The 24,085-nt window shown below is 35.3% G+C and carries 21 protein-coding genes; 20 read left to right on the top strand and 1 reads right to left on the bottom strand.

Annotation, left to right across the window (positions count from 1 at the left end):
* Positions 1-230 precede the first annotated feature (230 nt).
* The 20 genes from A9G40_RS03420 (at position 231) to A9G40_RS03320 (ending at position 22,561) form a co-directional block, all read left to right on the top strand.
* A complete protein-coding gene (locus tag A9G40_RS03420; RefSeq protein ID WP_218057928.1) occupies positions 231-1,001 on the top strand; it encodes an AraC family transcriptional regulator in 771 nt (256 codons plus the stop codon).
* A gap of 114 nt (positions 1,002-1,115) precedes the next feature.
* On the top strand, positions 1,116-1,877 hold the full coding sequence (locus A9G40_RS03415; protein WP_065581908.1) for an IS5 family transposase: 762 nt from the start codon (positions 1,116-1,118) through the stop codon (positions 1,875-1,877).
* 416 nt (positions 1,878-2,293) lie between these two features.
* Complete coding sequence (gene mraZ / locus A9G40_RS03410) at positions 2,294-2,740, top strand: division/cell wall cluster transcriptional repressor MraZ (RefSeq protein ID WP_065581904.1); 447 nt, start codon at positions 2,294-2,296, stop codon at positions 2,738-2,740.
* A gap of 16 nt (positions 2,741-2,756) precedes the next feature.
* Positions 2,757-3,692: a 16S rRNA (cytosine(1402)-N(4))-methyltransferase RsmH gene (rsmH, locus tag A9G40_RS03405; protein ID WP_065581903.1), complete on the top strand. Its 936-nt coding sequence runs from the start codon at positions 2,757-2,759 to the stop codon at positions 3,690-3,692.
* A complete protein-coding gene (ftsL, locus tag A9G40_RS03400) occupies positions 3,685-4,068 on the top strand; it encodes a cell division protein FtsL (protein WP_081302132.1) in 384 nt (127 codons plus the stop codon). Before rsmH ends, ftsL begins: the two co-directional genes overlap by 8 nt.
* Positions 4,068-5,837, top strand: a complete 1,770-nt coding sequence (gene ftsI / locus A9G40_RS03395) for a peptidoglycan glycosyltransferase FtsI (protein ID WP_065566557.1) — start codon at positions 4,068-4,070, stop codon at positions 5,835-5,837. Before ftsL ends, ftsI begins: the two co-directional genes overlap by 1 nt.
* A 13-nt stretch (positions 5,838-5,850) precedes the next feature.
* Positions 5,851-7,407, top strand: a complete 1,557-nt coding sequence (murE, locus tag A9G40_RS03390; RefSeq protein WP_065581902.1) for a UDP-N-acetylmuramoyl-L-alanyl-D-glutamate--2,6-diaminopimelate ligase — start codon at positions 5,851-5,853, stop codon at positions 7,405-7,407.
* Complete coding sequence (gene murF, locus A9G40_RS03385; RefSeq protein ID WP_065581901.1) at positions 7,404-8,777, top strand: UDP-N-acetylmuramoyl-tripeptide--D-alanyl-D-alanine ligase; 1,374 nt, start codon at positions 7,404-7,406, stop codon at positions 8,775-8,777. Before murE ends, murF begins: the two co-directional genes overlap by 4 nt.
* 4 nt (positions 8,778-8,781) lie before the next feature.
* Positions 8,782-9,864 carry a phospho-N-acetylmuramoyl-pentapeptide-transferase gene (mraY, locus tag A9G40_RS03380; RefSeq protein ID WP_065581900.1) on the top strand — a complete coding sequence of 361 codons (1,083 nt, stop codon included), beginning with the start codon at positions 8,782-8,784 and terminating at the stop codon, positions 9,862-9,864.
* 22 nt (positions 9,865-9,886) lie between these two features.
* On the top strand, positions 9,887-11,221 hold the full coding sequence (gene murD / locus A9G40_RS03375; protein ID WP_065581899.1) for a UDP-N-acetylmuramoyl-L-alanine--D-glutamate ligase: 1,335 nt from the start codon (positions 9,887-9,889) through the stop codon (positions 11,219-11,221).
* Entirely contained in the window at positions 11,218-12,369 is a 1,152-nt protein-coding gene (gene ftsW / locus A9G40_RS03370) for a cell division protein FtsW (protein WP_065581898.1), read from the top strand. Before murD ends, ftsW begins: the two co-directional genes overlap by 4 nt.
* The gene (gene murG / locus A9G40_RS03365; RefSeq protein ID WP_065581897.1) at positions 12,369-13,421 is read left to right on the top strand and encodes an undecaprenyldiphospho-muramoylpentapeptide beta-N-acetylglucosaminyltransferase; all 1,053 of its coding nucleotides are present in this window, start codon (positions 12,369-12,371) and stop codon (positions 13,419-13,421) included. Before ftsW ends, murG begins: the two co-directional genes overlap by 1 nt.
* Positions 13,422-13,586: 165 nt before the next feature.
* Positions 13,587-15,035: a UDP-N-acetylmuramate--L-alanine ligase gene (gene murC, locus A9G40_RS03360; protein WP_065581896.1), complete on the top strand. Its 1,449-nt coding sequence runs from the start codon at positions 13,587-13,589 to the stop codon at positions 15,033-15,035.
* A 2-nt stretch (positions 15,036-15,037) separates the two neighbouring features.
* Positions 15,038-15,946, top strand: coding sequence for a D-alanine--D-alanine ligase (locus A9G40_RS03355; RefSeq protein WP_065581895.1), 909 nt, complete (start codon positions 15,038-15,040; stop codon positions 15,944-15,946).
* 13 nt (positions 15,947-15,959) lie between these two features.
* Complete coding sequence (locus A9G40_RS03350; RefSeq protein ID WP_065581894.1) at positions 15,960-16,793, top strand: FtsQ-type POTRA domain-containing protein; 834 nt, start codon at positions 15,960-15,962, stop codon at positions 16,791-16,793.
* Positions 16,794-16,814: 21 nt separating this feature from the next.
* Positions 16,815-18,068, top strand: a complete 1,254-nt coding sequence (ftsA, locus tag A9G40_RS03345; protein WP_065566547.1) for a cell division protein FtsA — start codon at positions 16,815-16,817, stop codon at positions 18,066-18,068.
* Between the two features lie 81 nt (positions 18,069-18,149).
* Positions 18,150-19,292, top strand: coding sequence for a cell division protein FtsZ (gene ftsZ, locus A9G40_RS03340; RefSeq protein WP_065581893.1), 1,143 nt, complete (start codon positions 18,150-18,152; stop codon positions 19,290-19,292).
* Between the two features lie 63 nt (positions 19,293-19,355).
* A complete protein-coding gene (gene lpxC / locus A9G40_RS03335; protein ID WP_065581892.1) occupies positions 19,356-20,270 on the top strand; it encodes a UDP-3-O-acyl-N-acetylglucosamine deacetylase in 915 nt (304 codons plus the stop codon).
* A 79-nt stretch (positions 20,271-20,349) separates the two neighbouring features.
* Entirely contained in the window at positions 20,350-20,937 is a 588-nt protein-coding gene (gene yfbR, locus A9G40_RS03330; protein ID WP_065581891.1) for a 5'-deoxynucleotidase, read from the top strand.
* A gap of 1,210 nt (positions 20,938-22,147) precedes the next feature.
* Positions 22,148-22,561: a hypothetical protein gene (locus tag A9G40_RS03320; protein ID WP_065581889.1), complete on the top strand. Its 414-nt coding sequence runs from the start codon at positions 22,148-22,150 to the stop codon at positions 22,559-22,561.
* A 147-nt stretch (positions 22,562-22,708) separates the two neighbouring features.
* Here the strand turns inward: A9G40_RS03320 and A9G40_RS03315 are convergent, their stop codons facing one another.
* On the bottom strand, positions 22,709-23,296 hold the full coding sequence (locus tag A9G40_RS03315) for a hypothetical protein (protein ID WP_065581888.1): 588 nt from the start codon (positions 23,294-23,296) through the stop codon (positions 22,709-22,711).
* Positions 23,297-24,085: the final 789 nt, after the last annotated feature.

Genomic DNA, 24,085 nt, shown 5'->3' with positions numbered 1-24,085 from the left:
AATCAATTATATTAAATAATATTTTTTTTAAATCATTCATGATTTATTGCTAATTTATTTTTAATATATATAGTTATATTTATTTTATTTGAATTAAGTTGGGCTAATTTAGGATAGTTAGTAAAACAAAAAATTACTAACTAATTCCAGCCACAAAATATTACTTAGAGGCCATATAAATGAATATTTCACTCATTTCTCCAGAGGTCGCTTCTTCTGATAACGAACCTATGATTATATCGGCATCACTCAAATCCCCATCAGTGAAAGTAACAGAACTTCATCATCACTCGAGAGGACAACTAGCTGGTACATTACAAGGTTTAATTTCAATTGAAGTGGAAAGTAGTCAATGGGTAATACCCGCAACTCATGGTATATGGATACCTCCAGATACACAGCATTCTCTTCTCGGATCACATGGGCCATTCCACGGATGGAGTATCTATATACAAAAAAGCGAATGTAATAATCTGCCGAATAAACCCTGCATGCTAGAATTATCTAGTCTATTGCGTGAAGCAATTACCCGAACCATGACATGGAATAATTCAGAATTGCAACCCGAGCATAAGCGATTGATGGCAGTGATTGTCGACGAGATTAGTATAATCCCTCAAGTTGAGATAGCACTCCCAATGCCAAAAGATATTCGTTTGTTAAAAATTGCTTTAGCTTTGTCTAATAATCCTAGTGATGATAGAAACATTAATGAATGGAGCGTTTGGGCTGGAATTTCTCGACGCTCATTAACTCGTCGATTTACAAATGAAACTGGATTTAATTTCACAGAATGGCGACAGAAACTACGTATGTTAAAAGCTTTAGAGTTGCTTGTTGCGGGCAGACCTATCACAGAAATTTCTTTAAATTTAGGTTATGATAATATTAGTGGTTTTATTGCTATTTTCCGTCGAAATTTCGGGGTAACTCCAGGTAACTATCAAAAAGCGATGAGAAATAACCACCCATGGAGAAACTTTAATGACACTATCATTTAAAATGATAATTATATTAATGATAAATTAGGGCGTGTTGATCTTTAGTGATTATTTTTTAGATGGCATGATGTGAGTTATAATAATTCTGCAAAAAACAACCATAACTCATTCATCATGCCAAGAACAATGCTAACAGATAAACGGTGGGAAAAGCTACTACAAATAATGAAAAATACCGGCCGAGTTTATAATAAATCCGAGCATCGGATGACGTTTGAAGGGAGCCTTTTCCGAATGAGAACCGGTATTCCTTGGCGAGATTTGCCAGAAGAGTTTGGTGAATGGAGCACCGTCTATAGACGATTTAATTTGTGGTCTAAAAAAGGAATATTAGTTGATATTTTCAAACATTTATCACAACTAGCGGATTTTGAATGGGTGTTCCTAGATGGCTCGATTATCAGGGCTCATCAACATAGTACAGGCGCTGCAACAGAGCATTCCGAGCAAATAGGTCAGAGCTGTGGTGGTCATTCAACTAAAATTCATCTTGCGGTTGATAGTGGTGGTTTGCCTATTTGTTTTGAGCTTTCTGAAGGACAACGACATGATATCACTTATGCAGAAAACCTAGTTGAAAAGCTCGATGAAGTGAATACAGTGATAGCCGATAAAGGTTATGACAGCGAGCCTTTTCGGTGCTTTGTTCGTCAAAAAGGCGGACGAACGGTGATTGCTAAACGTAATTATGGTAAGGATATAGATAAAAGCAGTATGGATAGGTGCCTTTATCGCTATCGTCATTTAGTCGAGAATGCCTTTGCTAGAATCAAGCAATATCGTTCAATATCAACTAGATATGATAAGTTAGAAAGGAATTATGCCAGTATGGTATCACTGGCATTTATGTTAATGTGGCTGCCAATGTATTGTTGAGTGATTTATGTACAGTAAAGATCAACAGCCCCTAATATTTTTTTGATATAGATAATTTTTTGTGTCGTAAAAACTAGCTAATTCACTCATCTAATGTTGCTTTGCCTAGTCCAAAATGTTTAGCTAACTCGCCTATAAAAAGGTAGGCATTGGTTAAGGCACAATTTACCAATTATTGTTTTAAACTGTCCTTTAAATTTTTTAACTATAATATGTTTCCCTCTATGATTTTTTGTGATATTTGTTCATTTTGAGGAAGAAAACCAATCTTTTATAAATAATTAACCAACAACCTATTATTTTGTGAGAATTTGTGGTAAAAAGTGGGGGTTAGTGGTAAAAATAGATTATTTAATTAACTTGATGATTTATATTAAATAAAAATTAACAAGAAATTTATAAATAATGGTACTTTCATGTTTAGTGGTGCAATTTCGGTCAATTTAGATAATAAAGGACGGTTAGCAATTCCTACTCGTTACCGTGAATCTTTGTCTGAAGGTATGGTTTGCACAATTGGTTTATACCATTCTTGTTTGACGCTTTATTCTCTGTCTGAATGGAAATGTATCGAACAACAGCTTGCAACATTATCAACGATTGTAGAAGCTGAACGTAGAATTAAGCGATTGTTATTGGGTTATGCAACTGAGTGTTTGATGGACAGTTCAGGTCGAATTTTATTGCCACCTACGTTACGTACTTATGCAAAATTAGAAAAAAATACAATGTTTGTTGGTCAATCTAATAAATTTGAAATTTGGGATGAGGCGATTTGGTATCAACAAATTAACGATGATATTGCTGCATTACCAACCGATATTGAAAACTTATCAGATAATTTGAAAAGTTTAACTATTTAATAAGAGTAAAAAATTGATGGATTATCAACATACAACGGTTTTATTAAACGAAGCTGTAAACGCATTAAATATAAAAAAGGATGGCATTTATGTTGATGGTACTTTTGGGCGAGGCGGTCATTCTCGTTTAATACTTGAACAACTTGGTACACAAGGTCGGTTGATTGCTATTGATCGTGATGAGCGTGCTGAGCAAGTTGCTTTAAAAATAACAGATCCTCGATTTACTTTTATTCGTGGTGAGTTTTCAAATATGTACCAATATATTGATAAACTTGAATTAATGGGTAAGATTGATGGCATCTTGTTAGACCTTGGTGTTTCATCGCCACAGCTTGATGACCCCGAAAGGGGATTTTCTTTTATGCGTGATGGACCACTTGATATGCGTATGAATAACCATAAAGGTTTAACAGCAAGTGAATGGTTACTCAGCAGTGATGAAGACGATATCGCGTGGGTGTTAAAGACATTTGGTGAAGAGAAATTTGCCAAGCGTATTGCTCGAGCGATCGTGGAGCAAAATAAAGTTTCGCCGATCACCCGTACTTTGGAGTTGGCTAATTTAATTGAAAAAGCAACGCCAAGAAAAGATAAAAATAAGCATCCAGCTACACGTAGTTTTCAGGCTATTCGTATTTATGTTAATAGCGAATTGGAAGAAGTTGAGCAAGTATTAAACAGTAGTTTATCTGTTCTTGCCAATCATGGAAGGCTTGCTGTTATTAGCTTTCATTCTCTAGAAGATAGAATTGTAAAGCAATTTATTAGCAAACAGAGTAAAGGCCCAGATTTACCCGCTCGATTACCATTAACAGAACAACAAATTAAACAATATGGCGGTGCTAGATTAAAATCACTCGGTAAAATTAAACCGAATACAATTGAAATTAATAATAACCCGCGCTCTCGAAGCGCAATATTAAGGGTAGCAGAAAGGAAACATGAATAGCCACCAACTCAATGATGCTTTTCGAGATAACATCTATATTGATAAAGATTTTCAAAAAAAGCCAAGTAAAAGCTTATTTGGCTTAATTATTGGCGATTTGTTTGGCCATCAAAAAATATCATTATTATTACTTGTAATGATTATTATCTCCGCTGGCGCTGTATTAATAACAACGCAACAGGTTCGTAAACAGCTATTTGAGCGTGAGCAACTTTTATTAGAACAAGATGTATTAGAAAGTGAATGGCGGAACCTAATTATTGAAGAAAATGTACTTGCAGAGCCCAAGCGTATTGAAGAGAAAGCTAAGATTCAATTAGGTATGTCTTATGTAACACCACAAAATGAAACAGTTATTGTGATAAAGAGTAAATAATGAAGCCTGTTACTAAACATAAAAAAGATAAAACTAAAAAGGCAACAAAAACAAATAAGTTGAATAGTAAAAAGCAATTTTTTACTCCAAGCCGTTTTTATATTGTATATACTCTTATTATTTTTGCGATTATTAGCCTTATTGTTCGAATGGCATTATTACAAATTATTGAGCCAGACAAACTCATTGCTGAAGGTAATAAACGCTCGATACGTCATCAAGAAATGGATGCGCCAAGAGCTATGATAACTGACCGCCATGGCCGAGCATTAGCTGTAAGTGTGCCAATGTTTGATGTATGGGCAGATCCTAAAATCGTTGTACAAAAAGGCGGAGTTAAAGCAGATGATATCAGGTGGCAAGGTTTAGCTAAAACGTTGAATATTCCAATGTCGACACTAGAGCAAAAACTAGGTAATGCATCAATGCGATTTGTTTATTTATCTAGACAAGTAACACCAACTATATCTGATTATTTAAAGAAGCTAAAATTACCAGGAATATCATTTGCCAAAACATCCAAACGTTATTATCCTGCGGCAGAAAATATAGCTCAACTAATTGGTTTAACAGACATTGATGAAAATGGTGCTGAAAAGGGTTCTGAAGGCATTGAAAAAAGCTTTAATAAGTGGTTAATTGGTGAATCAGGGCAAAGAATTGTAAGGCGAGATCGAGTCGGTCGTGTTATTGAAGAATTAGAACGAACAGAAAGTGAAACAGCTGCAGACTTAACACTCAGCATAGACGAGCGTTTACAATCGTTGGTATATACCGAGCTTAGCCAAGCTGTTGAATTTAACAAAGCAGACAGTGGAACAGCAGTATTAGTTGATGTGCACACTGGCGAGATTTTAGCAATGGCAACCAGCCCATCTTATAACCCGAATAATCGTTCATCGCTTGATTATAATTTATTGAGAAATAGAGCTGTTACAGATGCGTTTGAACCAGGCTCGACTGTTAAACCTTTAGTAGTAATGGCTGCTTTAGAAAAGAAAATTGCCAATTTAAATACGATTATTGACACAAGACCATTTTATGTCAATCGCTATGAAATTAAAGATGTGTCATATCAAAAATCACTAAATTTGGCTGGTATATTAGAAAAATCCAGTAATGTTGGCGTAAGTAAACTTGCTTTACAAATGCAGCAAGGTGATCTTGTAGAATTCTATAGTCGTTTTGGGTTAGGCCAGCCAACGGAATTAGGTTTAGGTGGCGAAGTCAGTGGTTCAATTGCAGCGGATAGAACAAGAAAATGGGCTGATATTGAACGAGCTACATTTGCGTTTGGGTATGGGCTAAGAGTTACACCATTACAGTTAGCTAGGGCTTATGCAACTATCGGTAGTTATGGTATTTATCGACCAGTAACAATTTTAAAGGCGACCGAACCTGTTAAAGGCAAACGAGTTGTTTCTGAAAAAGATGCAAAAACAGTTGTTCAATTAATGGAAGCTGTAGCGGTTACTGGTGGCGGTACGAAGGCATCCGTCCCTGGTTACAGTGTTGCGGTTAAAACAGGAACTGCAAAAAAATTATCTGGTGGCCGGTATGTTAATCAATATCTGGCTTATACAGCAGGTATTGCCCCAGCAACAGGGCCAAAATATTCTCTTGTGGTTGTTATTGATAATCCTAAAGCTGGTCAGTATTATGGTGGCTCAGTCTCTGCCCCTGTTTTTAGTCGCATTATGGGAGGTGTTCTTAGAACAATGAATGTAAAACCAGATCGCCAAATTGATGGCCAAATGATTATTTATTGATAGGTGGAAAATAATGACTACAAGTTCTTTTTATACATTATTTGAGCTATTAGGTGGAGGTGGAAGTCGAAATTTAAAATTAGACAATTTTTCACTTAATCATTTGTGTATTGATAGCCGTAAAGTGAAAAAAAATGATGTATTTGTTGCTATCAAAGGGCATGCCGTTGACGGTCGAACATTTATTCCACAAGCTATTGCTGCTGGTGCCGCTATTGTATTGATCGAAACAAAAAGAAAATCAAATGACTTAAAAATCGATTATCTTAAGCAAAACAATAAATCTGTCATTCCACAAATAAGTGTTTTTCAACTTTCACAACGTTTATCATTAATTGCTAATGATTTTTATCATACCCCTTCAAAAAAATTATCCGTTATTGGTGTGACAGGGACGAATGGAAAAACAACCGTTAGCCAGCTTATTGCTCAATGTACAACATTATTGAATGAGAAAACAGCAATAATGGGGACTATTGGTAATGGCATTTATAATCAACTTGAACCATCTATCAATACGACGGCATCTGCAATAGATATACAAACATTATTAGCTAATTTTGTAAAAAAACAGGTGAAAATTGTAGCCATGGAGATTTCTTCTCATGGGCTTGCAATGGATCGTGTTAAAGGACTAAATTGTGCTGCCACCGTATTTACTAACCTAAGTCGCGATCATCTCGATTACCATAAAACCATGGGGAAGTACGCCAAAGCAAAATGGTCGCTATTTAGTCCTGATGAAAAAGAAAAACAAGTTTTAACCGCTGGCAAATCAATTATTAATTATGATGATAAATATGGAAAAAGATGGATTGAAAAGCTCACGCAAGTGACGGCTGTCTCATGCCAACCTAAATCATTACGGCAATTGAAAGCATTAAATATACCTTATGTTGGTGTTTCTATGATTGATTATCACGACAAAGGCGCCAAAATTTATATGGAGTCAAGTTGGGGAAACGCCATTATTAATAGTCGGCTACTAGGTGAGTTTAACGTTTCTAATTTGTTATTAGCGATAGCTACACTTTTAACATTGAATTTTCCATTTTTTGCTGTAGTTAATATGGCCGCTTTTTTGAACCCCATTTGTGGGCGAATGGAGGTGTTACACGTAAAAAATAGTCCAACGGTTATTGTTGACTATGCGCATACTCCAGACGCATTACAAAAAGCCTTACAAGCAAGTCGAATACATTGTAAAGGTTCTTTATGGGTGATTTTTGGTTGTGGTGGAGATAGGGATACGGGTAAAAGGCCTTTAATGGCTAAAATAGCAGAACAATTTGCCGATAAGATTGTTCTGACAAATGACAATCCACGAACAGAAAACGAGATGAAAATTATTCATGACATTGAGCAAGGCTTAGTAAGTAAAAAAAATGTACAAGTTGTTACTGACAGAGTACAAGCGATAACCCAAACGCTTGCTCAAGCAAATATTAATGATGTGATATTGATTGCTGGAAAAGGGCATGAAGATTATCAAATTGTGGATAAAACTAAATATCATTACTCAGATCAAGAAACAGTCAAAAGACTTTTAGGAGTTGAAAGTCAATCATGATCCCATTAAAAATCGAACAATTAAAAAAAATTGTGGATGGTAAATTTTATCATATCCAAAACGAAAGTATTATGATTGATACTATTTGCACTGATTCACGAAAACTAACTGAAAAATCATTGTTTATCGCCTTAGTAGGTGATAGTTTTGATGGGCATCAATTTGCCCAACAAGCCATTCAAAATGGTGCTATTGCTGTGGTTGTCAATCGTAAACTCGATTTTCTAATACCGCAAATTGTCGTTGATGATACACGCCAAGCATTAGGTAAAATTGCTTCATTTATTCGCCAGCAAAGTCAAGCAAAAATTGTCGCATTAACAGGATCTTCTGGCAAAACTTCTGTTAAAGAGATGACAGCTGCAATTTTAGGCAATTGTGGCCAAACACTTTATACTCAAGGGAATTTTAATAATGATATTGGTGTTCCACTTACCTTATTTCGATTAACTCCCCAAGACAATTTTGCTGTAATAGAATTAGGTGCTAACCATATTGGCGAAATTGCTTATACTACAAATATTGTTAAGCCACAAAGTGCTTTAATTAATAATATTGCTGAAGCTCATATTGAGGGATTTGGCTCGCTTGAAGGTGTAGCAAAAGCTAAGGGTGAAATCTTTCAAGGCTTGCCCAAAGATGGCATCGCTATTATTAATTTGGATAGTTGTTCAGATAAGTGGTTTACTCAACTGATAAATAAAACAATTTGGACTTTCTCATTAGCTAATCCATCAGCTGATTTTTATGCCAGCAATATTACATATGCTCAAAACACTACTTTTATGTTACATACTCCTAAAGGCGAATGTGAAATTAAGTTACCACTAATTGGGCAACATAATATTTCAAATGCGATTGCAGCCTCCGCTTTGGCGATCTCTGTTGGTGCAACGTTCAACCAGATTCAGCAAGGTTTAGCCACTTTAAAACCAGTAAAAGGTCGGTTATTTCCAATCAAGCTAAATCAAACCCAATTAATTTGGGATGATACTTATAATGCCAATGTTGGTTCAATGTCTGCGGCAGTTAAAGTTTTGGCAAAGCAGCCTGGGTATCGAATTTTAGTGGTTGGTGATATGGGGGAATTAGGATGTGAAGCAGAAAAATATCATCGGCAAATAGGTGAACTTGCTCATGATGAAAAACTTGATTGTGTCGTAAGTGTTGGCAAATTAAGTCAATTTATTAGCCAATATAGTGGTGTAGGTCACCATTTTAATAATAAACAAGATGCAGTAAATTATCTATTAATGTTATTACGTCAATATCCAACTTTAACTATGCTGGTTAAGGGATCGCGTAGTGCCAAAATGGAAGAAATTATTGAAAAAATTCAAATTGAAAAGCTGAAAATGAATCAGGATTAAAATTATGTTTGTGTGGATATCAGAATATTTAGTTAAACATTTTACCTTTTTTAATGTTATCTCTTATTTAACAGTAAGAGCCATTTTAGGTCTATTAACCTCGCTAGCTATTTCATTATTTATGGGACAAAAAGTTATTGATTGGTTGCAAAAACTACAGATAGGACAGGTGATTCGTAATGATGGACCTGAATCCCATTTAAGTAAAAAAGGAACGCCAACTATGGGGGGAACGCTTATTTTAGCCTCCATTTTATTATCGGTGTTGTTATGGGCAGATCTTCGTAATCCTTATATATGGATTACCTTATTTGTGTTAATGGGTTATGGCATTATTGGTTTTACTGATGATTATTTAAAAGTCATTCGTAAAAATAGTGCTGGTCTTATTGCTAGATGGAAATACTTTTGGCAATCAGTCATTGCGTTAATTGTCGCTTTTGGTCTTTACGTTTATGGAAAAGATAGCGCAGCAACAGTACTTGTTGTGCCATTTTTTAAAGATGTGATGCCTCAATTGGGTTTATGGTTTATCTTGTTAACTTATGTTGTTATTGTCGGTGCAGGTAATGCCGTTAATTTAACAGATGGACTTGATGGACTCGCCATTATGCCAACTGTTTTTGTTGCAGCTGGTTTTACCCTTGTCGCTTGGGCTACTGGCAATGTCAATTTTGCCGCCTATTTAAATATCCCTTATATTAAATTTAGTGGTGAATTGATGATTGTCTGCATGGCAATTATTGGCGCGGGACTTGGTTTTTTATGGTTTAACACATATCCTGCAATGGTTTTTATGGGCGACGTTGGCTCTCTAGCTTTAGGCGGGGTGTTTGGTATTATTGCTGTCTTATTACGACAAGAATTTTTATTACTCATTATGGGAGGGATCTTTGTTATCGAAACGCTCTCCGTTATTTTGCAAGTTGGATCGTTTAAATTACGTGGTAAAAGAGTTTTCCGTATGGCACCCATTCATCATCACTATGAATTAAAAGGTTGGCCAGAACCGCGTGTTATTGTACGTTTTTGGATAATTTCATTAATGTTAGTTGTAATAGGTTTATTAACTTTGAAGTTACGTTAATAAAAAATACTAGGATTGAATTATGGTTAGCTATCAAGGCAAAAAAGTCGTTATTGTTGGTTTAGGTATCACAGGTCTTTCATGTATTAACTATTTTCTTGCTCAAAATGTTATACCTAAAGTTATCGATACTCGTTTATCCCCATCAGGCTTAGAGCAACTAGACAAACGCGTTGTTTATCATTTAGGTGAATTAAATATTGATTGGTTGCTAGATGCTGATTTAATAATTGCAAGCCCAGGCGTTGCTTTAGCTACACCTGAACTACAACTAGCAGCTAAAAAAGGAATTGAAATTATTGGGGATATAGAGCTATTTTGTCGCGAAATAAATCAACAAAATAATAAACAGATCGTGGCAATCACTGGTGCAAATGGTAAAACAACTGTAACAACATTAGTTGGTGAAATCATTGCATCAACAGGCACTAAAGTTGCTGTTGGGGGAAATATTGGACAACCTGCATTATCGTTATTGAACCAAGATTACGCTGTATATGTTCTTGAACTATCAAGTTTTCAACTAGAAACAACTTATAGTTTACAAGCTACCGTTGCAACAATTTTAAATATTTCACAAGACCATATGGATCGCTATCCTTTTGGTCTAATGCAATATGTCGAGGCGAAGCAACGTATTTACCATAACGCTAAATATTGTGTGATTAATTATGATGATGAGCTAACTACTCCAACAAATAAACAAAGTAATTGTGTTTCATTTGGTGTGACTAAAGGCGATTATCATTTAGATCAACACTGTGAGCATCTTATAGCACAAGAGCAGGACGTATTAGCAACAAAAACCATGAAATTAACTGGGTGCCATAATTATCTTAATGCGCTGGCAGCTTTAGCAATAGCCGATAAATTAAAGATTCCACGAAAATCAAGCATAGCAACAATCGCATCATTCCATGGATTACCTCACCGTTTTGAGTTAGTGCTGGAAAAAAATGGAGTGAAATGGATTAATGACTCTAAAGCAACTAATGTAGGTAGCACTGCAGCTGCTTTAAACAGTATTGTTTGCAAAGGAAAATTATTTTTATTACTAGGTGGCGATGGAAAATCAGCTGATTTTTCGCCACTTATTCCTTATTTACAAAATAGAAACCTGGAGGTTTTCTGCTTTGGGCGAGATCGCTATTTACTAGGTAAACTAGCTGCCAATATAACAACAATCACCGAAACCATGGCGGAATCTGTAAAAATTATTGCTCAAAAAGTGGAGCCCAACGATGTGGTTTTACTTTCCCCTGCTTGTGCAAGTTTAGATCAGTTTAAAAATTATATTGAACGCGGAAAGCGATTTGCACAACTTGCTGCACAATATGCTCAAGGAAATGAAAAATGACATTTTTTGGGCTAAAAAAACAAGTGAATCCACATATACCATTTGATAATCAATTACTTTGGACTGTGCTTGGTTTAATGATATTTGGTTTGATCATGGTGACATCGTCTTCAATGTCATTTAATGAAAGTAATCCGTTCTTTTATACACAACGAGAGCTTATTCAGTTAGGATTATCGTTATTTTTAATGTTTATTACATTATATATTCCAATGCAACGTTGGCAACAGTTTGGGTCAATATTACTAATTATTGCTATTATTATGTTGATTGTTGTGCTAGGCATTGGTTCTTCGATTAATGGTGCGTCTCGCTGGATACCTTTAGGTGTATTCAATTTTCAACCAGCCGAGCTTTCAAAATTAGCACTATTTTTATTTTTAGCGGGTTATTTATCACGTAAATCCGACGAGGTACAAAGTGGCTTTTGGGGCTTTTTTAAACCCATGGTTGTTATGGCAATACTCTCGGTATTATTACTTAAACAACCCGATCTAGGTACTGTTATTGTTTTATTTATGGTGACTATTGGTATCTTATTTATTGCTGGAGCCCAATTGTGGCAATTTATCGCTATTTTACTAACGGGTGTTGGTACAGTGATTTGTTTGATCTTATATGAGTCTTACCGTTTAACACGGTTATTAACTTTTCTTGACCCTTGGCAAGATGCAACGGGTTCAGGCTATCAATTAGTTGCTTCATTAATGGCAATAGGTAATGGCGGCATTACTGGACAAGGTATGGGAAATTCTATCTTAAAATTAGGCTATTTACCCGAATGCCATACTGATTTTATTTTTTCAATCATTTCAGAAGAGTATGGATATATAGGCGTAGTTGCTTTGTTGTCATTGCTTTTCTTTTTGACATTTAAAGCACTTGCAATTGGTTATCGTGCGCTTAATGATGGATCATTATTTTCAGGCTATTTAGCCTGTGAAATAGGTATCTGGTTTGGATTCCAAACATTTGTTAATGTTGGCGTTACATCAGGTATGTTACCAACTAAAGGATTAACATTACCATTTATTAGTTATGGTGGTTCAAGCCTTATTGTGATGAGTATTGCAGTTGCAATATTACTTAGGATAGATTTTGAATTTAGACAACAACAAGCGCAAGCAAGAATAAGGTTAATAAAATAATGAAAAAATTATTAGTTATGGCAGGGGGAACTGGTGGGCATGTTTTTCCCGGTATTGCTGTTGCGCATTATTTAATGAAGCAAGGCTGGCAAGTAAGATGGTTAGGCACCGCCGATAGAATGGAAGCACACCTAGTTCCTGAAAATGGTATTGATATTGATTTTATCGAAATATCAGGGCTACGCGGAAAAGGTATTATCGCATTGTTAAAAGCACCTTATAAAATTTTAAAAGCTGTTTTACAGGCGCGGAAAATTTTAAAAAACTATCGCCCCGATGTAGTTCTTGGAATGGGAGGATATGTTTCAGGTCCTGGAGGAATAGCAGCAAAAACACTTGGCATCCCTATTGTTTTACATGAACAAAATGGTATAGCGGGTTTAACCAACAAGTGGCTGGCTAAAATTGCAACTAAAGTTTTGCAAGCATTCCCAACAGCTTTCCCTAATGCTGAAGTTGTTGGCAATCCTGTGCGTAGTGAACTTTTAACTATTGCAAGACCTGAAGAAAGATTCAAAGATCGCCATGGACCAATTAGAATATTGGTCATGGGGGGAAGCCAAGGCGCAAAAGTTATTAATGATATAGTGCCTCAAGCGATAACAAAATTATCAGATAAATATGTAATATGGCACCAAACTGGTGAAGGAATGTTAAATTCAGTCACTGAATCTTATCAAGATTGTAATATGAAAAATAACAAAGTGACTGAATTTATCTCTGATGTTGCTGAGGCATATAATTGGGCAGATCTTGTAATTTGTCGGAGTGGCGCATTAACCGTTAGTGAAATTGAAATTGTTGGTATCGGTGCTATTTTTGTTCCGTTTATGCATAAAGATCGCCAACAATTTTGGAATGCAAAATCATTAGCAGATATAGGCGCAGCTAACATCATAGAACAACCAGATTTTAGCGCTGAATCCTTATCAAAACTATTACTAAATCTGAATCGCGACAAACTAATTGAAATGGCGATTAAAGCTAAAAGTTTATCTATTGTAAATTCCACTGAAAAAGTGGCGCAAACCCTTAATTCAGTGATAAAATAATAAAATTATAATATGAATTTATGTAATAATTCTGTTAAAAAGTTTCAAGTTAGGCGTATGTTTGAGTCAATAAATTGTTTGAACTAAAAATAACAGATATAAAAATGTTCAATGATGATATGACGCTGTGCACTATGCAATGAAAAAATAATTAGGAGTTCAATAGTGAATACAAGGGAATTAGCAGAGTTAAGAGCAATTATTCCTGAAATGAAACGAGTAAAACATATTCACTTTGTGGGTATTGGTGGCGCGGGCATGGGGGGAATTGCTGAGGTTCTAGCTAATGAAGGATACAACATTAGCGGTTCAGATATTGCTGAAAATGCTGTGACTCAACACCTAGAAATATTAGGAGCAAAGATCGTTATTGGTCATGCCGCTGAAAATGTTATTAACGCCAGTGTTGTCGTTATATCTTCGGCTATTTCGCAGGATAACATTGAAGTAGTTGCTGCCCGTGAAGCTCGTATACCAGTCATTCAACGCGCTGAAATGTTAGCTGAATTGATGCGTTTTCGATATGGCATCGCTATTGCTGGCACGCATGGTAAAACCACGACAACAGCAATGGTTACCACTATTTATGCTGAAGCTAAACTGGATCCAACCTTTGTTAATGGTGGTTTAGTTAAGGCAGCAGGAGTACATGCCAAGCTAGGTAGTAGCCGTTATTTTATTGCAGAGGCAGATGAAAGTGATGCTTCATTTCTTCATTTGCAACCAATGGTATCTATTGTAACTAATATCGAACCTGACCATATGGATACTTACCAAGGCAGTATTGAAAATCTTAAACAAACATTTATTTCGTTTTTACGAAACCTGCCGTTTTATGGTTTAGCTATTATGTGTTATGACGATCCGATTAATCGTGAGTTATTACCGATTGTAGGACGAAAAGTCATTACTTATGGATTTGGTGAAGAAGCTGATGTCGTTATTAAAGATTATCGCCAAGAAAAAGGCATAAGCTATTATACTGTTTGCCGTCCAGAGCGGCCAGATTTACAAATCGAGTTAAATGCACCAGGTAAACATAATGCCTTAAACTCAGTAGCTGCAATTATTGCTGCCACTGAAGATGGCATTGATGATGAATCGATTATAAATGCATTAGCTAAATTTGCAGGTACCAGTAGGCGTTTTGATTTATTAGGTGTTTTTCCTCATGCCAATGGTGGGGATATTATGATGGTTGATGATTATGGGCATCATCCAAGTGAGGTTAATGCAACAATCCAAGCGGCAAGAAATGGTTGGCCTGAACGAAGGCTTGTGTTGTTATTTCAACCACACCGATATACGCGCACTCGCGATTTATTTGATGATTTTGCGCAAGTACTTTCTCAAGTTGATGCTCTTGTGATGTTAGATGTCTATCCTGCTGGAGAGCAACCCATTGCCGGGGCTGATAGCCGCTCTTTATGCCGAACAATTCGTAATCGAGGTAAAGTTGATCCAATTTATATCTCTGATTTAGTTTTATTACCTGAAATTATGCAAGAAGTATTACAAGGTGGAGATTTATTAATTACACAAGGCGCAGGTAGTGTTGGTCGTATTGCTCGCCAATTAGCTAAAACTCAATTATCTTCAAAAGAGGCTTTATAAAAATGGTTGATAAAGTTGCTGTATTATATGGTGGTACCTCTTCTGAGCGTGAAGTATCGCTTAAGTCAGGTAAAGCTGTATGTGCAGGATTATTGGCAAATGGTGTTGATGCGCATCTTATTGATACTAAATATCACTCTATCACTAATTTAAAAGCGGAGGGTTACACAAAGGCTTTTGTTATCCTTCATGGACGTGGAGGTGAAGATGGTATTGCTCAAGCAATTTTGACTTATCAAAATATTCCTTATACAGGCAGTGATGTTTTGTCATCAGCATTAACCATGGATAAGCTAAAAACTAAATTGATTTGGAAATCGCTCAATTTACCTGTTGCTGATTACATCATGGTAGAAAAATCACAATCAATTGATACGGACTCTATTGTTAAACAACTTGGTTTACCGCTATTTGTTAAACCAATTCATGAGGGTTCTAGTGTCGGTATGGCTCGTGTTAATGAAGAATCTGAATTGAAATCAGCCATTGATGCCGCTTTTAAATATGATAGTGCAGTAATGGTTGAGTCATTTTTAGCTGGTCCAGAATTTACAGTATCCATTGTAGGTGAAGAGGTTTTACCGTCAATTCACATAAAACCTACTACCAAGTTTTATGATTATGATGCCAAATATCTATCTGACACTACCCAGTATTTTTGTCCAAGCGGTTTACCTAATGACAAAGAGCAAGAAATCCAAAAATTAGCATTAGATGCTTATAAAGCAGTTGGGTGCAGGGGCTGGGGAAGAGTTGATATCATGTTTGACGCTAATCAAAAACCATTCCTACTTGAGGTAAACACTGCACCAGGAATGACAGATCACAGCTTGGTACCTATGGCGGCAAAACAACATGGTTGGTCATTTAACGAACTTGTAGCCAAAATCTTAAATTTGGCAATTCTCTAATTGGCCTTATTTTATGAAACAAGTTCGGCAAGCAGCGCATAGAAGAGAAGAAAAAAATAAAAGGCGGTTGCTTATCTTTCGTAATACAGAACAATTTTTAGGTTTTTTGTTCTTTATTATGATTATTTTTATTAGCATTTGGGTGATTCAAAGCTTTAAGAATTGGATGGATGATCCCGAGCAAATGGTATTATCACAATTAACGTTAAGTGGGGAACACACCTATACAACTGAGGACGATCTTCGAAATGCGATTTTAGGATTAGGGTTGCCTAATACCTATATAGGACAAGATGTTAATGATATTCAACAAGAAATCATGCGATTTCCATGGGTTAAACAAACCAGTGTGCGAAAACAATGGCCTGATAGGCTAATTATTTATGTAGAAGAATATAAACCTGTGCTTTATTGGAATGATCTATTTTTACTTGATAAAAATGGCAATGTATTTAGTGTACCTCTTGACCGTATTGCCGAATTACAGTTACCTAGGCTATACGGTCCTGAGGGTAAGGCAAAAGCGGCGTTAGAAATTTATTCGAAATTAGAAGATATTTCTAAAAAATTGGCTAATAATGAGTTAGCATTACATATTAAAGTCGCTATAACTGATGAACGTAATGCATGGCAATTAATGATAAAACAATGTATATCTGGTTTTTGCCTTGAAAATCAAGAAATAAAATTATTGTTAGGTAGCGAAAAGATTGAACAGCGATATCAACAATTTATTAAATTATTTCCAGAAATTCAATCAAGAGTGCCTGAAAATGAAAGAATAACGGTAGCTGATTTACGTTACGAAAATGGTATTTCAGTACAAAGAGAAAAAATAATGCTGTAAGGAATAAATTAAGGCTGAAGTATGAAAGCAACAGAAAAAAAATTGGTCGTTGGATTAGAGGTTGGCACATCCAAAGTGCTTGCTCTTGTTGGTGAAGTTCTTCCTGATGGTATTGTCAATATCATTGGCGTGGGGCACTGCCCATCAAAAGGTGTTGATAAAGGTGGTGTAAACGATCTTGAGTCTGTAGTGAAATCAATCCAGCGAGCGGTTGATCAAGCTGAACTAATGGCAGATTGCCAAATATCCTCAGTATATTTAAGCCTTTCTGGTAAACATATCCGGTGCCAAAATGAAATAGGAATGGTGCCAATAGCCGACGAAGAAGTCACAGCAGAGGACGTAGATAATGTTGTTCATACAGCAAAATCAGTCAGAATTTTAGATGAACACCGTATTTTACACGTCATTGCACAAGAATATTCTATTGATTTACAAGAAGGTATTAAAAATCCCGTTGGTTTATCTGGAGTAAGGATGAAAGCCAAAGTTCACTTAATTACTTGTCATAATGATATGGCTAGAAATATTGTGAAAGCAGTTGAACGTTGCGGATTAAAAGTAGATCAGCTTATTTTTTCTGGATTAGCTTCCAGCTATGCAGTTTTAACTGATGATGAAAAAGAATTAGGTGTTTGCGTAATAGACATCGGTGGCGGTACAATGGATGTGACAGTCTATACTGACGGTGCATTACGTCATTCTGTTGTAATCCCTTATGCCGGCAATGTTGTTACCAGCGATATTGCATATGCGTTTGGTGCACCACCTATGGATGCAGAAAACATTAAGATTCGTTATGGGTGTGCTGTAGGTTCGTTAGTGGGTAAAGATGAGGTTATTGATGTGCCAAGTGTAGGAGGAAGGCCGTCTCGTTCATTGCAACGACAGACGCTTACCGATGTAATTGAACCACGCTATTCAGAACTTCTTGCATTGGTACAAAAAGAGTTACTTGTATTACAAGAAGAACTTAAGAAACAAAATATTAAATATCAATTAGCAGCAGGTATTGTTTTAACTGGTGGCGCATCTCAAATAAAAGGAATGGTAGAATGCGCTGAAAAAGTATTTAAAAACCAAGTACGTATTGGTCAGCCATTAAACATATCAGGATTAACCGATTATGTTCAAAAACCTTATTGTTCAACAACTATAGGGTTATTACATTATGGAAAACAAGATTTATTAAATGATGATGCTAAAGATAGCAATAAATCATCATTAAAAGGGATAGCTAAACGATTGACCGGATGGTTTAAAAAAGAATTTTAGCTAGTATATTTCAAGAACTTCGTGGACATTGTAGACGATTATCTGTACAATGTCCGCAGATCGTAAATTTGGAGATAAGTTATGTTTGAGCCTATGGTTGCAGATGCTGAGCCAGCAGCAGTCATTAAAGTTATTGGTGTCGGTGGTGGCGGTGGTAATGCTGTCGAGCACATGATTGCAGAGCATATTGAAGGTGTTGAGTTTTTTGCGGCAAATACAGATGCGCAAGCATTAAAAAGAATTAAGGTAGGTCAAACTATCCAGATTGGGACTAATGTTACTAAAGGGCTTGGTGCTGGCGCTAACCCAGAAGTTGGTAGAAATTCTGCTGAGGAAGATCGCGAGGTCATCCGCAGTGCAATTGAAGGTGCTGACATGGTTTTTATCGCAGCAGGAATGGGCGGAGGCACAGGAACAGGGGCTGCTCCAGTCGTTGCAGAGATAGCAAAAGAATTAGGTATTTTAACGGTTGCAGTTGTTACTAAACCTTTTAGCTTTGAAGGTAAAAAACGTATGGCTTTTGCTGAACAGGGTATTTCTGAATTAGCAAAACATGTCGATTCACTGATCACCATTCCAAATGACAAATTATTAAAAGTATTAGGTCGTGGAGTTAAATTGCTTGATGCTTTTGCGGCAGCTAATGGCGTTTTAAAAGGTGCAGTACAAGGTATTGCTGAACTTATCACTAAACCGGGTCTTATCAATGTTGACTTTGCTGATGTAAGAACAGTGATGTCTGAAATGGGATATGCCATGATGGGCTCTGGTAGAGCAAGTGGCGATAACCGAGCCGAAGAGGCTGCAGAAATGGCAATTTCTAGTCCATTACTTGAAGATATTGATTTATCGGGTGCTCGTGGTGTATTAGTAAATGTAACTGCAGGGTTAGATATTGGTTTAGAAGAGTTTGAAACAGTAGGTAGCACAGTTAAAGCGTTCGCTTCTGACAATGCAACAGTCGTTGTTGGTACAACGTTTGATCCAGATATGTCTGATGAGATTCGAGTAACAGTAGTTGCAACGGGTATTGGTATGGATAAACGACCAGAAGCTAAAATAGTTAAACCACCCGTGTCACACAACGATTTGTTTGGCCACAGCAATACATTAGGACAACAAGAAGAGAAATTAGCTAAGGTTGCTAATGAACCAACAGCTTCTCCACTTGATAATCGTGAGATTTTAGATATTCCTGCTTTTATCCGTAAGCAAGCGAATTAAAATGAACTTATTTGATTTTTTATTGTCAAAATCGATAGGAACACATAACAAAGTAGGTGCAAAGTGAAACAAAGAACATTAAAAAAGACTATTCAAGCAACTGGTGTTGGTTTACATACTGGTAAGAAAGTTACTTTGACATTACGTCCTGCGCCTGAAAATACAGGTATCATTTATCGTCGTACTGATTTGAATCCATATGTTGATTTTCCAGTGGATGCAAAATCAGTGCGAGATACCATGCTTTGTACCTGTTTAGTAAACGAAGATAATGTTCGCATTTCAACAGTTGAGCATATCAATGCTGCTTTAGCTGGGCTGGGTATTGATAATCTCATTATTGAAGTTAATGCTCCCGAAATTCCAATTATGGACGGTAGTGCAAGCCCTTTTGTTTATTTATTGCTTGATGCAGGTATTGCTGAACAAAATGCCTTGAAAAAGTTTTTGTGTGTAAAGGAAACTATTCGAGTTGAAAATGGTGATAAATGGGCCGAAATAAGACCTTATAATGGGTTTAGATTAGATTTTACCATTGATTTTCATCATCCTGCTATTGATAACAGTTCACAACGTTATCAGCTGGATTTTTCATCTGAGTCTTTTATTCGCCAAATCAGCCGAGCTAGAACTTTTGGGTTTATGCGTGATATTGAAGCATTACAATCTAAAGGTTTATGCTTAGGTGGTAGCTTAGACTGTGCAATTGTGGTAGATGATTACAAAGTACTCAATGACGATGGTTTACGTTTTGATGATGAATTTGTTCGTCACAAAATGCTTGATACTATTGGCGATTTATATATGAGTGGTCATAATATGATTGGTGAAGTAGTTTGTTATAAATCAGGTCATGCATTGAATAATCAATTATTACAAGCATTATTGGCGAAACAAGACGCTTGGGAATATGTAACGTTTACAGAAGAGCAAACGGTGCCACTTGTGCTAGGCACTCAACAGCTTGTTTTAGCGTAAAAACATAAATAGTTATATTTTATGAACGCTCCTATTTTTAATAGGAGCGTTTTTATTTTATATTTAAAGAGATACTAATATGAAAAATAGCCATTTTTTTGCTCATTTATCACGATTGAAACTAATTAATCGTTGGCCTTTAATGCGTAATGTAAGAACAGAAAATGTATCAGAGCATAGCTTACAAGTTGCTTTTGTTGCACATGCTTTAGCTGTAATTAAAAATAAGAAATTTAATGGCGATGTAAACTCTGAACGCATCGCATTATTAGCAATGTATCATGATGTTTCAGAAGTCATAACTGGTGATTTACCAACACCTACAAAGTATTATAATCCACAAATCACAGTTGAATATAAAAAGATTGAAAAAATAGCACAACAAAAACTTATTAATATGCTTCCTAAAGAATTACAAGATGATTTTAGAACATTAATCGATGATGATTTTTATGATGAAGCAGAAAAAAACATCGTAAAACAAGCCGATACATTATGTGCTTACCTTAAAACGATTGAAGAACTCGCTGCGGGTAATAATGAATTTAAATTGGCTGAACAACGTTTAAAAAAGACTTTATCTGAACGCAGTAGCCCTGAAATGAATTACTTTTTAGATGTTTTTATTCCAAGCTTTAGCTTGTCATTAGATGAAATAACTATGTAACAATGATTTATCTAGCTAATTGTTGCCTATTTTGTCTTTATCATATTTTATATCATGAAGTGTAAATATCTTGGTGTTTACCTATATTTTAGAAGTGATAGCTTGGTGTCGACATATAGCATTTTGCCTAGACTGGTTTTGTTATACCATTTAGCTTGTCATCTTAATTTATCTTCAGAGAGTTTTTCAACTAGGCATTTAAATAGAGCAAAACTTCAGTTATCACGGACAAAATTTAAACCGAGAAACTGGTTTATATTACAATCCTTTCTGATATTATAATGCGTTAGCCAGCCTGAACCGATTGGGCTGCTGGATGGGTCGACTCTGTATCCGTATGCGCCTAATGGGTTGGCTTGGAGCGATCCGACGATGGCAGTTTTGTCGATACAGTTAAACATGCAATTACAACAATAGGCAGAAAATACCAAGTTGCAGAAATATTCAGATTTACAAGTACACTAAAAATTAATGGAGTTACTTTTAGGAAAAACGATTATTTCTATCTACACAATCTGAACAGAGATCATTACCAAGCATTTTCATCTTGAAATAAATCTAAAGGCGTATTTAATTCAGATGATACATTTAATGAAAAGAAATCCGCGATAACGAAAAGAGAGACGGAGGTTTTGAAATGAACTTATACATGAAAAATTAGTTAAAAAATAAAATTTTGCAGAATAGAGATGATTTAATAAAAGATACTTTTTGCTATTCATTATTTGAAGAAGTTTTTTTTCATGCCAATCTAATTGAGATTATAATAAAAAATGTAGAAGAATATACATCACTAGTTAAAAATGATATTGATATAAAAAACCTTTTAATTTGGATTTGTCAATGTGTCGACCAATGTTTTATTTCTCATCATGATAAAGATGATTATTACACTATAAAAAATTATTCCTCTGAAATTGAAAGTAAATGGATTAATAGCTGGAAACCAAGAATACAATTATTAGTTGAAAAGTTATAAAGTAAAAAATGAAATATTACCGGGTTACCTCTTAATTTTGCCATTCACATTGCTACTACCGCACCGACCTGAACGGCTGTTTGGGAGAGCTTACTGGTGCGAACGGCGAAATACTCTGGGAATGAAACTATCAGGTTTGAGGTAAGCATATTTAGGAAATTGAACACGAATCAATAGAGTAAAACTTCAGATATCAGGGACAATATTTAGACAGGAAAACTTTTATTAATTATGAATAAGAGCAAATACAATAATCCTTACCATCCATTTCCCTACGAAATGAGAGGGCAATTCTTTGAAAGATTCGAAGAAAATAAAACTCGTTTTATTGAGATTTATTCTATTGACTATAAGAAACCTGAGGAAGAAGATGAAGAATGGGAATTTTCCTTGTATTCACTTTATATAGATCAACTTATAAGACCAATAATAGATGAAGAAGAAGTATTTTTTTTATATAAGCTCCGTACATATTATGCAGATCCCGCATTAACGGATAATGATAGTGCATTCAATCAATCAATAACTTCATTTGAACAATATGTTTTTTCCAATTTCGATGAGTTATTAGAATATGCTGAGCAACGATGGAAAATAGGATTAAGTGATTTTGTTCCAATTAATGAAACACATATACCTTATTGAACAATGAAAATATTGAATGACATAATAAAATTAAATTAAGGCGGGAATTACAATTACAGTAGTTTCTCAAATTATTGTCAAACAACACGATTAGTTGTTACATATCAAAATAAATAACAGAATTAAAAAATTTATTGAACTAACTCGCTATTGACGTAATAAGCATTCTTGAATTTTATCAACCTCTTTATTGAGCGCTTCAATCACGAGGTTAGGATGAGCGCTTTCAAGCGTTTTAACATTCTCAAATCCATCATTTACTACTGAACCGGTATATTGTTGAGCTTGCTTAATGTTGCTGAACAGATAATCGATGTTATTTTGATGGCGAGTAGTTGTTAAGGTATAGTTGACAAAATATTTAGTGCGATGTAGATAGTCAGTTACAGCTTCGGCGACAACATGATTACCTTCAACTAACTTGATTGTGTCGCCACCACTAACCGTAATTGATTGTTGATTAGGTATATTATAATAAGACCACCAAGGCGAACCAAAATAATTTTCACTGGTTAATACAACGGGGCTGTTATCCAGTTCTTGAGCGATGCATAGTGATAATGATGAGTGAAAGACTGTAATAGGTCGTGACGTGTTATATTTATTTAAAATATCCACACCTGACGAATTTTGAGCTATTTCAACACCACTAGTCTGATAAATGGACATCATTTTTTGAGATGCGCAACTAGTTAGCATAGCTAAAACGGCAACATAACCAATTAACTTTTTCATACCCCATCCTTTTTTGAATAAGCTAATTAATTCTAGCTGTTTATTGATTGATTTGCTAGTGTTGGAAAATAGTGAATACAAATTTAATTAATATGCAGACACTATTTGCCTTGTCTACAGTAATTTTAAAAACTACAGTAATGAATAAACATAAAACAAAACTAACGCCTTATTCCAGATAAGAAATAGGTGCTCATATCATAAAGATAAAATAACCGTCTGAAGTTGAAAAATCCATTGAAGATAAATTAAGATGGCAAGCTAGATGTTCACGTTTTAGGTTATATTTTTGTAAAAAATATTCAGGATTCTATACCGTTTCGTGGTTATTTGAGAATTGGTGGTATCTATTGATTAAAACATATGATAACTATCGTGCCAATCAAAAATTCACAAAAACTATCCAACAACAAAGGAATGAGAAAGTCGAAAACGATAGGAACTTTAATGAAGATGTGATATTTCTTTTTTAGGTTATATTTTTGTAAAAAATATTCAGGATTCTATACCGTTTCGTGGTTATTTGAGAATTTGCAGTATCTATTGATTAAAACATTTGATAACCATCTTATCAATCAAAAATCCATAAAATCTACCCACCAACAAATAGTTAGCGATTCAAAAGATAGAAAATGATTTATTTACTTTTAGGGTTAAACCGCATAAAGCGATTGCAGGTAAAAATGCCTTATACGTTTTTAGCGGGTTATTTGAATCATGAAGTATAATAATCGGGTGTTTTCCTACAATGATTGCTATAGATTAATCGAAAGATTATGTATTAATAAC

The sequence above is a fragment of the Gilliamella sp. Nev3-1 genome (assembly GCF_001690435.1).
Taxonomy (GTDB): domain Bacteria; phylum Pseudomonadota; class Gammaproteobacteria; order Enterobacterales; family Orbaceae; genus Gilliamella; species Gilliamella apicola_C.
This window is presented reverse-complemented; position numbering and strand designations above follow the sequence as displayed.

What these genes read in the sequence shown, in the direction of transcription:
- ftsI (WP_065566557.1), top strand. Translation starts at nt 4,068, where the DNA reads ATGAAGCCTGTTACTAAACATAAAAAAGATAAAACTAAAAAGGCAACA.
- ftsL (WP_081302132.1), top strand. Translation starts at nt 3,685, where the DNA reads ATGAATAGCCACCAACTCAATGATGCTTTTCGAGATAACATCTATATT.
- A9G40_RS03350 (WP_065581894.1), top strand. Translation starts at nt 15,960, where the DNA reads ATGAAACAAGTTCGGCAAGCAGCGCATAGAAGAGAAGAAAAAAATAAA.
- A9G40_RS03415 (WP_065581908.1), top strand. Translation starts at nt 1,116, where the DNA reads ATGCCAAGAACAATGCTAACAGATAAACGGTGGGAAAAGCTACTACAA.
- rsmH (WP_065581903.1), top strand. Translation starts at nt 2,757, where the DNA reads ATGGATTATCAACATACAACGGTTTTATTAAACGAAGCTGTAAACGCA.
- A9G40_RS03320 (WP_065581889.1), top strand. Translation starts at nt 22,148, where the DNA reads ATGAATAAGAGCAAATACAATAATCCTTACCATCCATTTCCCTACGAA.
- yfbR (WP_065581891.1), top strand. Translation starts at nt 20,350, where the DNA reads ATGAAAAATAGCCATTTTTTTGCTCATTTATCACGATTGAAACTAATT.
- ftsW (WP_065581898.1), top strand. Translation starts at nt 11,218, where the DNA reads ATGACATTTTTTGGGCTAAAAAAACAAGTGAATCCACATATACCATTT.
- A9G40_RS03355 (WP_065581895.1), top strand. Translation starts at nt 15,038, where the DNA reads ATGGTTGATAAAGTTGCTGTATTATATGGTGGTACCTCTTCTGAGCGT.
- ftsA (WP_065566547.1), top strand. Translation starts at nt 16,815, where the DNA reads ATGAAAGCAACAGAAAAAAAATTGGTCGTTGGATTAGAGGTTGGCACA.
- A9G40_RS03420 (WP_218057928.1), top strand. Translation starts at nt 231, where the DNA reads ATGATTATATCGGCATCACTCAAATCCCCATCAGTGAAAGTAACAGAA.
- A9G40_RS03315 (WP_065581888.1), bottom strand. Translation starts at nt 23,296, where the DNA reads ATGAAAAAGTTAATTGGTTATGTTGCCGTTTTAGCTATGCTAACTAGT.
- ftsZ (WP_065581893.1), top strand. Translation starts at nt 18,150, where the DNA reads ATGTTTGAGCCTATGGTTGCAGATGCTGAGCCAGCAGCAGTCATTAAA.
- murE (WP_065581902.1), top strand. Translation starts at nt 5,851, where the DNA reads ATGACTACAAGTTCTTTTTATACATTATTTGAGCTATTAGGTGGAGGT.
- murF (WP_065581901.1), top strand. Translation starts at nt 7,404, where the DNA reads ATGATCCCATTAAAAATCGAACAATTAAAAAAAATTGTGGATGGTAAA.
- mraZ (WP_065581904.1), top strand. Translation starts at nt 2,294, where the DNA reads ATGTTTAGTGGTGCAATTTCGGTCAATTTAGATAATAAAGGACGGTTA.
- murD (WP_065581899.1), top strand. Translation starts at nt 9,887, where the DNA reads ATGGTTAGCTATCAAGGCAAAAAAGTCGTTATTGTTGGTTTAGGTATC.
- murG (WP_065581897.1), top strand. Translation starts at nt 12,369, where the DNA reads ATGAAAAAATTATTAGTTATGGCAGGGGGAACTGGTGGGCATGTTTTT.
- mraY (WP_065581900.1), top strand. Translation starts at nt 8,782, where the DNA reads ATGTTTGTGTGGATATCAGAATATTTAGTTAAACATTTTACCTTTTTT.